Below are 14,298 nucleotides of genomic sequence, written 5' to 3' on the forward strand. Positions count from 1 at the left end.
CTCTATTTGTAATGATTCGTTATAAAATCGACCACCCCGGCACTCTCGCCGATGTGCTACTGTGATCTCTCACGAGCCTTTCGAAGTCAGTGAACGAGGAAGAAAGTTAACATCTCAATAGGGTCTCCACGAAGGATGTGGGGACTCGAGTTCGAGAATGTTTTGTTAGAGATCTGGTGAAAAAAGAAGTAACTCGAGTAGGCCGTCCGCCGCTTCTTCGCCACACAAACGCGCTGCGCGTGTTGAATCTTTTGCGCGAATGCGGTTCCTGCTCCAAAGCCGATCTTGTTCGCGCCTCCGGCCTTAGTGCGCCGACGATCACCAATGTCGTCGCCGATCTACTTGCCTCGGACCTGATCAAGCCATTGGGAGAAGGCGAGTCGAATGGAGGACGTCCCCCTGACATGATCTCCTTCAAGGCGGAGCGCGGTTGCGTCCTCGCTGTTGAGATCTCTTCTAAAATGCTGTCGTTACTGCTCACGGACCTAAACGGCAAAGAACTCGCATACACCCAGATGCTGCTGGAGGACAAGAAGACCACACCAGATGCGATCTGCATCTATATCGGCGAAGAGATACGGCGGGTGCTTAGGCAGAGCAAGAAGAAGAAGGAGCAGCTTCTGGTGCTCGTGGTGGGCTTGCCGGCTATTACGAACGTGGATGATGGTGTCGTGATGTCGATCAGCACGCTGGAGAACTGGCGGTCCGTGCCGTTGCGGGAAAAACTTAGCCGGATCGTAGACTGCCTTGTCATTCTGGAGAACGACACAAATCTCGCCGCAGTGGGGGAGCGCTACAGCGGCGCTGCACAGGGGCAGGACACGTTCATCTTGATCCGAATCGGTCCCAATGTGAGCGCGGGTATTGTTCTTGACGGCCAGATCTTCCACGGATCGCAGTGGTCAGCCGGAGAGATTGCCTATCTTCGACTGCCGAACACTTCCCGCAGACATCCGACGCTGCATGAGTTTGGTGAGCTTGAGTCGGTACTCACGGGGGCAGGTATCGTCGAAAGCTGGCGCGACGCAAATAGCAAAGGTTCGCCTGGCGCCAGAAGGGCTGTTGAAGTGAACGCGCTCGATGTGCTCGACCTCGCACAGGCTGGGGATATAACCGCCGAGAAGATCGTTCAACAACGCGCCGGAATGGTGTCGGACATCATCATCAACTTGTCCCTGATTCTGAACCCTGGATTAATCCTGCTGGGCGGAGAAGTTGGTGAACATCCTGCTCTGGTCAGCGCTGTTCAGAGGCAGTTGCAGGAGAGTGAGTTCGCCGTTACTCAGATTGACTCCGCGAAGCTGGGTTCGACCTCCGTGCTCTGGGGAGCGATTGCGGTCGCGCTTGGAGTGATTCCTTCTGTGTTGCTTCCTGAACCTCGGGCTTAACAGGCATCGTCAAATCGAGTTCTTCTTTTGCACTTCGCGCCCCCAATTTTAGTTCGTCCATTGCTAGCAGTCTCCGGAGAAGATCTCTATTTCCACGCCAGCCGGAGAGAGGTCTGCGGTGATGCTGCCTTTGTGCTATTTCTAGTGCCGATTTCGCTCTGTAAGTTGAGCGGTGCAGTCCAGTGAGGACGCGCCGCGGGCTTTGCAAGATCGATTCCAAGCCTAGTCCGTGCAGAAGGGCTGAGCGTTCCCGAAATTCGGTGCGCACTGATGGGGAATTGGGTTGGCTAATACCTGGAGAATGTGGTTCGGAATAGCTGGCCAGAGGAAGGCGAGCCCCGGGATGTTGGCTCGATGCTTTTTGTCCGGCCTTTTCTCCATTGCTTCGTGTATAGCTCCTAGTGCTGCCCAAGTATTACCCTCCGTCCAATTGTCAACGATTACAAAGATTGGCCAGGCGCATGATCTCTCAGCAGATGAGGCGAAGCGCGGCTACCCCGTCCATTTTCGCGCGGTAGTGACCTACTACGATCCACGCAATGACGGAAAACATGCGTCTTTGTTTCTCCATGATTCGACGGGTTCTATCTTTGCTCTTTTTCCGGCGAACTGGCATTGGACGGGCGCGACACCGCACGCGGGTTCACTGGTGGATGTGGTTGGTGTGACCGCTCCTGGGGACTACGCCGCGCTCATCACGCAAACTCAGATGGAAGTGATTGGTGAATCTTCCCAGAAGCTAGTTGCGAAGCCTGTGAGTTTTACGCACCTGGCTACCGGAATAGAAGACGCTCAATATGTTGAAATTGAAGGTGTCGTCCATTCCATTACGCAGTCAGGGCATCGTATAACTCTCAACGTCGCGATGGCTGACGGAATGATCGGTGCGGTCTCAGTCAATGACCCAAATGCGGACTACCGCGACCTGGTCGACTCAACGGTCTTGATTCAAGGCAGCATCGGTACGCTCTTCAACGACAGTCGCCAAATGGTCGGCGCTCATTTGATGTTTCCAAACCTGTATTCCGTAAAGATTGAGGAACGGAGTCCTTCGAATCCCTTCTCGCTGCCGTTGAGATCAATTGTCAGCCTCTCCCGTTATACGCCGACGGGCACATTGCCACATCGCGTTCACGTACGTGGAAGAGTCACGCTGCAATGGCCGGGAACGATGATCTGTATCCAGGACGATACAAGTGGAGTCTGTGCCAAGACCATCGACCGTACCCGCATTGAGCTCGGAGAGATAGCTGATGTAACTGGTTTTGTGCTCTCGGGCGGCTACCGGCCCATGCTGGTCGACTCGGTCTTTCGAACGTTGGGAGGCAGTGAATCTCCGGAAGCGCAGCAGGTTACTCCGGCCGAGGCGCTGCAGGGGCACCATGACTCCGTACTCATTCAGATCGAAGGACAGTTGACTGGTCGAGACCTGACCGCGAGCCAGCCAACCCTCCTACTCTCTTCCCATGGCGAGATTTTTCCCGTGCTTCTCCCGAAGAATCAGAATAACGACAGTCTTTCAAATATCAGGATAGGCAGTACGCTTCGAATTATCGGGGTATGTTCGGTGGTCCTTGACGCTGAAGAGATGGTGACCGGCTCAGGGTCCGCTGTAACAAAGTCGTTCCACATCCTTACCAGATCGTCCAAAGACGTGATCGTATTGAAGAGTGCTTCCTGGTGGACGCCAGAACGGACACTCCTTGGCTTTGCGGGAGCGGTCGTCATTGCTGGAGCTGTTTTCGTTTGGGTTGTAGTTCTTCGAAGACGAGTCCGACAGCAGACAAAGGTAATCCGAGAGAGCGAAGAGAGATTTCGCCACATGGCTTTGCATGACGGCCTGACCGGTCTGCCGACGCGACATATCTTGCAAGAGAGGCTTTACCTGGCACCGCATAAGGTCCGCCGCTTCAACACGGGGATTGCACTCCTTATGTTGGATCTGGACGACTTCAAGGGAGTAAACGACACGTACGGCCACGACGCGGGTGACGAGACGCTCCGCGTTATGGCCCGTCGCATCAAGGAATCGATACGGTCGACGGACCTGGTAGCCAGGATGGGCGGCGACGAGTTTGTAGTGCTCCTTGATGATTTCGTTGAACCTGGACACGCTGAAGTTGTTGCCGAAAAAATTGTCTCAGCGCTCTCGTTGCCCATTCCGCTTGGCGAGCATAGCGTCTCACTCTCTGTCAGCGTAGGCGTCTGCGAGATCTTTGACCACAACCTCAATGTTGAGACGCTGCTGAAGCAAGTGGACATGGCGATGTACGAGGCGAAGGCCAATGGGAGGAACAGGTTCCATGTCTTCAACAGCGAGATGGCCGCCGCGACAATAGCCAGAAAGCGAATGAAGGAGGATCTTAGCCGTGCTCTCGAGGAGCATGAACTCGAACTCTACTATCAACCGCTATTCAGCGCGCAGGAGCCAACTCTAACGGGGTTTGAAGCTCTACTTCGGTGGAGAAGTAAGAGCGCGGGCTTCGTGATGCCGAGCGAGTTCATTCCACTTGCAGAAGAAACCGGATTGATTGTTGCTATTGGGGAATGGGTCATCCGGGAAGCCTGTCGCCAGGTCGGACACCTTGAGCGGCAGCTTGGACGAGAGTTTGAGATATCGATCAACCTCTCTCCTCGGCAATTGCTGCACGACAAGCTCCCTCAGGTGATTCAGGAGGCGCTGGAAGAAAACTGTCGCAGACCTTCTTCGTTGAAGATGGAGATCACCGAAAACATCCTGATGACTGATTCGAAGTTGAATCAAGCAGCCATTCTTCGAATTCGTGATCTGGGGGTTAGGATAGCGATCGATGATTTCGGAATTGGCTTCTCGAGCCTGTCCTACATTAGTCGGTTCCCCGTCGACTGGATCAAGATCGATAAATCCTTCATCTCCGATTGTGCGAATGACCCCGCCAGTCTGGCGGTGGTAAGAGCGATCATTGCGATGGCCCACAGCCTTGGCATTCACGTCACGGCGGAAGGTGTAGAAACATCAGACCAATTGTCCATTGTTACGAACGAGGACTGTGATGCCATTCAAGGTTATTACTACAGCCGACCCGTCCCTTTCAGCGATCTGCCTCGGTGGATCAAATCCTTAGCCGAACCTCTCGAAAATCGCTGTGTAGAGGTCGCAATCCCATTGTCGTCCCTGGTCCAGGAACACTGAGAATATCGAGCCTTGCATCGATTCTTGCCGCTCGTTCGCGCACTCCCTCAACGCCCAATGCCTCGCGCTGCCACGGTTGATGTTGGTATTGAGCTCCTGGCCGACTCCGTTGTCTCTGAAGCGAGGTGTAACTCTTCAGACGCATATGTCAACTCCGCCACTATCTTGGTAGCTCCCGAATGCTTCAGCGCGCTTGTCAATGACTCGCGAAAGATGACGGCTACCTCTTCGCCCACTGGCGCATAGTGGGGCGAAGCTGTCCGTGCGTATGGAATGTGAAGGCCACCTCTGAGTAGCCTAGTGGCGCAAAGGATTCTATGACGCCGCCATCAAACGACGACGGCGGCGCGTTACCATGTTATCGTTCACAGATTGACACTCCTCATCGAAAGGCAAGTTCCGCAGAAGAGGTTGATGGTCTCGACAGCAAGCGGGGGATTCGACGAGATTCACCATCGACACATTTGCGAGCATCGACAGTCATGCATATTCTCGACACAAGTCCTACAGAAGCAGCCTTGAGCTCCGTCGGTGTCGATCTTGGCGGTACAAGCATCCGGGTGGGATTGTTCGATCCCGCAATGAGACTTCTTGGCAGTCGTCAAATGAAAACCTTAGTTGCCGAAGGTCCCGATGCTGCCGTCAGACGAATTGCAGCGGCTATCGACGAGCTAGTTGCGACGCACGTTCTGGCTGGTTCAAAGGCTTCAATTCAAGGCATTGGCATCGGTAGTCCAGGGCCAATCGATCTACGCGAAGGCATCCTGGGTGAGTTACCCAATTTGCCCGGCTGGGGCGCTTTTCCTCTGCGAGCGGCGCTTGCTGCTGCTACGGGTCTCGAAGTCGTTCTTGAATCGGATGCCAACGCGGCTGCCATTGCGGAATGGAAACTCGGTGCCGGCTCAAAAGCCGACGTGGATTCAATGGGAATGATCACTCTTGGAACCGGAGTGGGTAGTGGTTTTATCCTAAATGGCGAAGTTTGGCACGGGATCCGAGGTATGGGTGGCGAAGTCGGCCACTCCAGCGTGGAACTTCATGGCGCTCTTTGTGGTTGCGGAACACGTGGTTGCCTGGAACTATATGCCTCAGCAGGTGGACTCAAACGGCTCGCTCGGGATGTATCGACTTCAAGCCAAGGAACAGAAGCGCTGCAGGCTCTGATCTCAGGGGCCAACGGGTTCAGTGCGGCCGATGTGGGTGCGCTTGCCCTATCCGGAGACCGCGCTGCACAACTGGCGTTTGAGCGCTTTGGCTTTTACCTCGGCTTGGGAGTAGCCAACGTGATCAACACCTTGGATCTCCCGATGATCCTCATTGGCGGCGGGGTCGCCGACTCCTGGAATCTTTTCGCGCCAGCGATGTTCGAAACCGTTCGAACATACAGCCAGATCTATAGATTGGTCGAGCCGTCACAAACTGTGGTTCTGGAATCTGATCGTACATTCATTGGTCCTGCGGCCTTAGGACCTGTCGCGGGCTTGCTTGGCGCGGGACTGCTTCCTCGTCTCGCCGGGAGAACTGGAATGTCGCGCCGAAACGAAGACATTAGTCGACTGGCAAATGGTTTCGACTGATTCTGCTCACTAGACGAAGAGGAAGACTCAACCCAGGCGTGGTTACAGCGGCTACATTACCATCGAGCATAATAGTCTCAGGTTCAACCTCTTGGGGCCAAGTTCTGATTTTCGGAGTGATCAAGCAATGTCGCAGTCCAGCCGTATGACTGACGTCGCAGAATTGGCTGGCGTCAGTGTCATGACAGTGTCCCGCGTTCTCAGCGATCATCCGAGCGTTTCCAATAGAGCGCGGGAGAAGGTCCTCGCGGCGGTAGCGCACCTCAGATATCAGCCCAATGAATTGGCGCGCTCTCTCAGAGAAAAGCGATCGAGGCAGGTCGGTATCTTGGTCCCCTATCTCTACGACCCCTTCTTTGCGGCCTGCGCCCATGCTGTTAGCACCGTTGCGCAACAGCATTCTTACTCCGTAGTGCTTTCTACGTCAAACGAAGACCCTAAAGCGGAGTTCGACGAGGCCAATCGTATGCTTCGACGTAACATCGAAGGGCTCGTCGTTATACCCGCACGTCTTGGGAAAAGCAGGTCGCTGTTGCTTAGTAGCGAGTTTCAGGATCTGCCAATCGTCGCTCTCGATCGTCCGATTGAGGGTAGCCGGTTTGACGCGCTTGTCGTCGAAAATGAGAGAGGAGCAAGAGCAGGAACCGAACACCTGCTGTGTCTAGGCCACAAGCGGATCTTATTCATTGGGCTCAGTAAGGATCTCTACACGATGCGGATGCGCGAACGAGGCTATCGCAAGGGAATGCAGGCTGCGGGTTTAACGCCGCAAACTGCTGAGATGTCGGAGGACATCGAAAACACCCGCTCGACCATAAGACAACTGCTGGCTGGCAAGAGCAAACCTACTGCGCTATTTTGCGCAAATAACCTGTTGACTCGCCATGTGCTGCATTCGCTCCAGAGCATGAACATATATCCTCCGGAGACGCTCGCGCTAGTTGGATTTGACGATTTCGATACCGCCGATCTACTTCGTCCGGGCGTTACAACAGTACGTCAGCCGGTCGAAGCTCTCGGTAGAACGGCCGCCGAGATGCTTTTCGAACGGCTTATTTCGGGACCGAGTGCGGTGGAGCGTCCGTCCAAGCAGATTGTTCTCCCGGTAGACCTGGTTATCCGCGGATCATGCGGAGCGAAGATCTAGTAGCGGCGACCGTGGTGTAAATAATCTCCATACGTTGAAGCTTGACAGGCGCAGTGCGACCTTTTATAAATCTCTGGTCTATGTTATCGATCACATCGCTTGCTGGAAGCAGACTTGCATCGCGCTAGCCCGTTCATGGCTAAGGCTCGCCAGACGAGCCCCCACGGTGCGCACTCTTTGACATTGGAGACTGGACTACCTGTGACCGCACGACATAAAGGTCATTGCATTCTCGAACTGTCTGTCTCGACCTAAACCATAGGGGCCCAATGAGCACATCTCGTCACGCAGCAATTGGTCTCATCGTTATCGCGCTCTTGCTCTCAAGTCGAGCGGCTCGATCGCAGACGGCTGTATTCAGCCAGACGGGATTTCCGACCGTAGAGAGCGAAGAAGTCTCCACAAGTGTCTTGAGAAATGCACTCGGAAGCGACGTTACACTTCTGAATGTGGATCAACTTCACTCGGGGGAATGGGTAAAGACGACGAGACTTCTCGTTCTTCCATATGGCTCAGCATTTCCCGTGGAGGCGGAACCGGCGTTCCAAACGTATCTGCAGAAGGGAGGCAATCTCCTTATTTTGGGAGGTCAGCCGCTTCGGGTCCCGGTACTTGGTCATGCAGAGGGAAGCTTCGTCGTTGAGGCTCCGCAAGACAGCTACAGCAAGACAATCGACTTCAGGCATAGCTATGAGGTCCCTCTCGGTGCATCGGAGACACATTTCCAATGGCACCCGGGTTTCGACACCTTTATGCCTAAGTTAGCCGTCAGAGCGAAGAAAATATTCGCCGAAGAAGGACGCCTGCAGGGACTTGGCTATCTGGACCTGGAGGATGGGACGCACGTGGCCGCGCCTGTCATCTATGCCGATCATGCCAGGGGCACGAGAATGGCGGGCTCTCGAATCGTCGCGCTGCCGTTCACCCCTGATCCCGGATACTGGGCCTCGAGCGATGGTATTGCTCTGATCCGCTCAGCAGCGCAGTATGCCAGGCAGGGAGCGACGAGCTTCCAGGTGGAGACGCAATACGCTTGCCTGCGTCCAGGAGAGCAGCCCGAGATAACAGTTCGCATTCGGCGTCCGCATGCGTCTGAAGATGGCGGCTCTGTGGATGTGAAGCTGTTGCGTGATGGGAAGGTTCTCGAGCAGGAGCATGTCGCCATGCCGGCACATCAAGGAGACGTTCCCGTTGCCTTTCGCAACCGTGCATCGATGCCGACGGGAACCTATACGATACAAGCGACTTGGACTGCATCCGGGGCAAACTCTCCGCAAGAGTATGCCGAAAACGGCTTTCAGGTCGAGGATCTATCGGAGCTTGAGAGAGGCGACGCGCTTGGCGTGAGTGGTGACTTTCTGAGTCTTGGAAAAAAGCCATTCTTTCCCGTGGGCACGAATTACTTCACAACTGAGGAGAACGGCTGGGACTTTTCCGGTCCACGCAATGCCGCTGTCTGGGAGACCGATTTTGCTGACATGCAACGCCATGGTGTCAACTTTGTCCGCACAGGCGTCTGGATGGGGGGCTCCAAATTTGTTGAGCCGATAACGGGCGCCGCAAATGAACGCTTCTTACGCAATCTTGAAGCATTTCTAGCCGCAGCCCACCGCCACAACATCGCCGTAAACTTCACTTTCTTCGCATTCACACCGAGAGTAAGTGAACCACGCCGGAGCGCGAACGATGCGGAATCAACGCCCGCCAATCCGTACCTCGATCCTGCGGCCATCGAAGCCGAAGAAGGCTACATCGCTTCTGTCGTAGAACGCTTCGGCAAGGTCCCTTGGCTGTCTTACGATCTGATCAACGAGCCTTCCTTCTCCAATCCTCGCAATATCTTTCATGGCAATATCCCAAACGGAGACCCGGTAGAACTATCGGCGTGGCATGACTGGCTACAGAAGCGGTATACAAAGCTGTCGGCCCTTGCCAATGCGTGGCGAACGACCGATGTTCAACTCGGATCGTGGCAGTCTATCCCGTTGCCGAAGCCTGCAGACCTCGTTTATGACCGCTACGGGAACGACCAGCAGGTCCGCGCACTTGATTACAACCTGTTCGCCCAGGATATGTTTTCGCACTGGGTGCGCACGATGGTTGACGTGATCCATGGCTCCGGCAGCAGCCAGCTCATCGATGTCGGACAAGACGAAGGCGGAGTGACAAAGCGCCTCCTCAACCAGTTCTACGCAACTTCCGGCGTGTCCTTTACGACGAACCACACCTACTGGCAGGACGATGCGTTGCTATGGGATTCTGTGGTTGCAAAACGGCCTGGCATGCCGAACATCACGGGGGAGACCGGGTACCAGCCGGCATGGAACCCTGATGGAACGTGGCGTTATGACGAACTGACCGGATCAGCCATCGAAGAACGCAAGTGGGTCTTAGGATTTGCCGCAGGCTCTTCGGGAGCGATGCAATGGGACTGGGCGCGTGAACCCGACTTCGGCGTCCAGCGCAGCGACGGGTCCGCTAAATCCTGGGAGTTCATGATGCGCGATCTGGGTGCATTCGCAACAGCGGCTGCACCTTATGCAACTGGCCTGATCTCGCCGGAAGTCGCCATCGTGTTGCCGCAGTCTTACCAGCTAAGTACGCGGAACAGTGAGGCCCTTCAGGCGCAACAGACAGCAGTTCGTGTGCTGTTCCAATACAACCGGGTCGAAGCGTATGCCGTCGGTGAGTACCAGATTGAGACGCTCGGCAAGCCCAAGCTCATCCTTCTTCCGTCGCCCTACGGGCTCTCGGAGAACGCCTGGAAAGTGATCGAAGCGCGGGTCCGCGAGGGTGCCACACTGCTCGTCTCCGGACCTTTCAGTGCAGATGAACATTTGCATCCGCTCGACCGCGCTTCCGGAGTAGGAATCCAGTCCACTGTCGTTCCCTTGCAGCAGCGGCACAATACCTTGCATACATCTTTCGGCGACCTGGCATTGGAGTATGACGGTCTTGCCACCACGCTGCTCGATCGCGCGACTCTGCCGGGAGGTAAGAATTTTCAGGAGTTCCCGTTAGACAAAGGGCGCATTATTTTCTCCGCGCTGCCCCTGGAGCTCAATAGTGATCTCGCTTCGATAGCTCCCGTCTACGATCGCGCATTGAAGGCAGCGGGAGTTCAAGAGACCTATACGACCGATGTGACGAATCCCGGAATACTTATCTGCCCAACACGTCTGCCGCATGCAACGCTCTATGCCTTGACCTCTGAAACGGAAGACTCCGCTGTCTCCTTCACCGACAAGCGGAGCGGCAAAGTCATCGCCGGAAGGCTGGGCGCGGGCAAAGCGGCGCTTCTTCTGGTTGGTGAACATGGAGAGTTGCTGGCGACTTACCACTGGGCGCAGGAAGTCGCAGCGCCAGGAACTGGCGCTAGAGCGCGCGTCTCAGATCTTGAGAAACCAGCCAAATAAACACCCGCGAACGAATGAGAAGGGAATTGAGATCCATGAATCGAGCTGGAAGGTCACACCTTGTCGCAGTTGCCTTAGGTTTCATCGTTGCATCACCCTTTTTGCAGCATCGTCTTCATGCCCAGGCACACGTGTTGACGGTAAAGCCCGAGACGACCGAGCGGATCGTCGGCCCCTATGATGTGAACGTTCTCAGGGGTGGCCCGGGGCTCACGAAAGCGATGCCCCCCGCCTCGGAAGTTCTGAGCGCAAACAGCGTGTCGACCCTCTCAGCGTGGGTGCTCCTCGATCAGAAGGTTCCTGAGACTACGCTCATCGCCGGTTTAGGGGATCCTTCACATGAGGACTCGCGTTTTATCGGCTTGCGGGACTTAAAGCTCGTGCTGCGACTTGGCAAGGGCCGCGAACTGACTGCAAGCAGGCCACTGAACAGGAATGGCTGGCATCTCCTTACTGCGACTTTCGCTCCGCAAGGGACACATCTCTATGCGGATAGTGTCGAGGTTGCATCAGGCTCGGAGGTGGTGGGCAGGGTCGATCCGCAGTTGATGATTGCTCCGGCCGAAGTTCTTCCCGGGGAGCCCTTCATACACTTTGGCGGCCTGGTCGCACAGGTAACGGTAGATGCAACAGAGCTGAGCCGCGAGGAGGTTCGTGCCCGGGCGGTGCTCCCGCCGAATCCTGCGTTGCTCCGTCCCGAAGAAGCGTCGCAGCCGTGGCCGGTTCAGACTCGTGAACAGGCAGGATACCTTGCCCCGCAGGATCCGGCCCTTATGCCGCACAGCCGTGAACCATTCAGCAAGCCGATTGCTCTTCCGCTGCCGCCATTATCGGCTACGGCTCTTACCCCGCGCGAAGGGAGTGCGTGGACTGTCAGTGACAATTGGATGCTCACCACAGCTCCCAACGAACCGATGGATGGAGCGGCGCTATCAGAGTCTGGCTACGACAGCCGCAAGTGGATGCGCGCTACGGTTCCTGGCACGGTGTTGACCACGATGGTCGACCGCGGTGTCTATCCAGATCCAGATTTCGGCTTGAACAATCTTGCGATTCCCGAGTCGCTGAATAAGCAGAGCTACTGGTATCGCGTTGAATTCGAAACTCCGCGACAGAGCGCGGGTCATCATCTTAGCCTCACCTTCAACGGAATCAATTATGCGGCGGAGGTCTGGCTGAATGGGCATGAACTGGGATCGATCAAGGGTGCCTTTATTCGGGGTTCGTTCGACGTCTCCTCGCTGCTGCGCAAGGACGGGCGTAACGCGCTTGCAGTGTTGATTCTTCCGCCTCCTCATCCCGGTATTCCGCAGGAGCAGTCGATGCTTGGCGGACCGGGTGAAAACGGGGGCGCGATGTGTCTGGATGGCCCAACGTTCGTGGCTACGGAAGGCTGGGACTGGATCCCGGCGATCCGCGATCGCAACATGGGGATATGGCAGGATGTCGTTCTCTCGGTCACCGATCAACTTCAGATTGGCGATCCGCAAGTCATTACACGTCTCCCGTTGCCGGAGACTTCGAGTGCGGATGTAGAGATAACCGTACCCGTACAGAATCATTCCGCCCAGTCTGTAACCGCCGAGGTTCATGCGGAGTTCGAGGGAGTGCAACTGAGCAAGGCAGTGACCTTGGCCTCAGGTGAGACGAAGGTCAAGCTCACGCGCGCGGAGTTCCCTCAACTTCACGTCGACCATCCGCGGCTCTGGTGGCCTAACGGTTATGGACGTCCCGACCTCTATCACCTGAAGCTGACAGTCGGCGAGGGTTCGCAGCAGTCAGACCTCAAGACGCTGACCTTCGGCATTCGCGAGATCACGTATGAGCTAAGTCTGTTTGACACCTCAGGCGCGATCCGGCGCGTTGAAGTGTCACCTGCCGAAGCGAAGGCGCGAAACGAACAAGTCGTCGATGTGCGTCACGAGGGGATGCGCAACCGCGAGGCCGATTTCTATTCGGCTTCGTTGACTGCTGCTGGAGAGCACTCCACAGCGGTCAAATCCGTTACGGATGAGCCGGGGTTGACCGATCTCGTTCTCAAAGTGAACGGCGTGCGGATCGCGGCGCGCGGCGGTAACTGGGGCATGGATGATTCCAGGAAGCGAGTAAGCCGCGAGCACCTGGAACCCTACTTCCGTCTGCATCGCGAAGCGAACATGAACATCATCCGAAACTGGGTAGGTCAGAACACCGAGGAGACCTTCTACCAACTCGCGGATGAGTACGGCATGATGGTCTGGAACGACTTCTGGGCCTCAACGCAGAACTATAACGTCGAGCCGGAAGACGTGCCGCTCTTCCTCAAAAATGCACGGGACGTTGTAGCTCGTTTCCGTAACCATCCCTCCATCGTAATGTGGTGCGGACGGAATGAAGGCGTTCCGCAGCCCACGCTTAACGAAGGTCTGATCGACGTCTTCCGCGAAGAGGATGGCACACGCTATTACACGCCGGGTTCGAATCGCATCAATCTCCGGAACAGCGGACCGTACTTCTATCAGCAACCCGATCTCTACTACACCAAGTGGGATAGAGGCTTTTCGGTGGAGCTGGGCATTCCATCCCCCTCGACGCTAGAGGCGCTCAAGTCTTCCATGGCACCGGCAGACCAGTGGCCGATCGGCGATGCCTGGGCGTATCACGATTGGCACCAGGAAGGGAATGGGCTGGTCGAGCCGTTCATGCACAAGCTTGAGCAGGAGTTCGGAGCGGCGACAAGTCTGGAAGACTTCGAACGCAAGGCGCAGATGCTGAGCTATGTAGAGCACCGCGCCATCTTTGAAGGATTCAATCAGCATCTATGGACACCGAACAGTGGCCGCATGCTTTGGATGACACAGCCGGCGTGGCCCAGCAACATGTGGCAGATCTTCAACTCCGATTACGACACGCCTGGCTCGTTTTATGGAGTGAAGAAGGCATGCGAATCCCTGCACGTGCAGCTCGATCTCTCCGACTTCACCGTGGCAGCGGTCAACACCAGCAACACCGATAGCGGCTCTGTAAGTGTGAAGGCTACCGTGTATTCGCTTGCGAACCAGGTACTGCTTACGCAGGAGAAGCTTGTGCCGCTCGGTGCGGACAGGACCGCGGTTGCATTCCCTCTGGATCTTGCGCCACTCTTCGCTGCACAGGGTGTCGTGCTGGTGAAGCTTGAGATGAAGGACGGGAGCGGGACAGTGGTCTCCGACAACACCTACTGGCTGGCGGGGGACGACGATGAATACCGGAAGCTTAACGATCTCGCTCGAGTGAAGTTGTCCGCGAACGCAACGTCGCACACTGATGGAGAAGAGACCGTCGTCGAACTGAAGCTGACGAACCCAAGCACGACGGCGGCGCTCGCCACGAAGGCGGTGCTGCTAAACGCAAAGTCGGGCTCGCAAATTCTGCCGGCTTACTTCAGTGATAACTACGTGAGTTTGCTTCCGAATGAGACTAAGTCGATCACGGTGCACTATCCATCGAAGCTTGCCGTAGGGAAGGCAAAGATTGACCTGCGAGGATGGAACGTTGAACAGGTGAGTGTCGACGTCACAAAGTGAGACGCATCGCGGGCAGATCAACCCGGCACAGCGCCTCTCCTTAGGACTTCGCC

6 protein-coding genes are annotated in these 14,298 nt (G+C 55.9%); all 6 read left to right on the plus strand.

Annotated features, from left to right (window positions below):
* Positions 1 to 176 precede the first annotated feature (176 nt).
* A complete protein-coding gene (locus HDF16_RS12925) occupies positions 177 to 1,388 on the plus strand; it encodes an ROK family protein (protein WP_184217137.1) in 1,212 nt (403 codons plus the stop codon).
* Between the two features lie 430 nt (positions 1,389 to 1,818).
* Complete coding sequence (locus HDF16_RS12930; RefSeq protein ID WP_184217139.1) at positions 1,819 to 4,560, plus strand: putative bifunctional diguanylate cyclase/phosphodiesterase; 2,742 nt, start codon at positions 1,819 to 1,821, stop codon at positions 4,558 to 4,560.
* A 482-nt stretch (positions 4,561 to 5,042) separates the two neighbouring features.
* On the plus strand, positions 5,043 to 6,137 hold the full coding sequence (locus HDF16_RS12935) for an ROK family protein (RefSeq protein WP_184217140.1): 1,095 nt from the start codon (positions 5,043 to 5,045) through the stop codon (positions 6,135 to 6,137).
* A 145-nt stretch (positions 6,138 to 6,282) separates the two neighbouring features.
* Entirely contained in the window at positions 6,283 to 7,284 is a 1,002-nt protein-coding gene (locus tag HDF16_RS12940; RefSeq protein ID WP_432432243.1) for a LacI family DNA-binding transcriptional regulator, read from the plus strand.
* Between the two features lie 1,520 nt (positions 7,285 to 8,804).
* Positions 8,805 to 10,700 carry a beta-galactosidase gene (locus HDF16_RS31840; RefSeq protein ID WP_432432244.1) on the plus strand — a complete coding sequence of 632 codons (1,896 nt, stop codon included), beginning with the start codon at positions 8,805 to 8,807 and terminating at the stop codon, positions 10,698 to 10,700.
* A gap of 35 nt (positions 10,701 to 10,735) precedes the next feature.
* Entirely contained in the window at positions 10,736 to 14,245 is a 3,510-nt protein-coding gene (locus HDF16_RS12950) for a glycosyl hydrolase 2 galactose-binding domain-containing protein (RefSeq protein ID WP_184217146.1), read from the plus strand.
* Positions 14,246 to 14,298: the final 53 nt, after the last annotated feature.

The sequence above is a fragment of the Granulicella aggregans genome (assembly GCF_014203275.1).
GTDB lineage: Bacteria > Acidobacteriota > Terriglobia > Terriglobales > Acidobacteriaceae > Edaphobacter.

Coding starts and splice junctions, on each gene's coding strand:
- HDF16_RS12940 (WP_432432243.1), top strand. CDS start 6,283: ATGACTGACGTCGCAGAATTGGCTGGCGTCAGTGTCATGACAGTGTCC.
- HDF16_RS31840 (WP_432432244.1), top strand. CDS start 8,805: ATGGGGGGCTCCAAATTTGTTGAGCCGATAACGGGCGCCGCAAATGAA.
- HDF16_RS12935 (WP_184217140.1), top strand. CDS start 5,043: ATGCATATTCTCGACACAAGTCCTACAGAAGCAGCCTTGAGCTCCGTC.
- HDF16_RS12950 (WP_184217146.1), top strand. CDS start 10,736: ATGAATCGAGCTGGAAGGTCACACCTTGTCGCAGTTGCCTTAGGTTTC.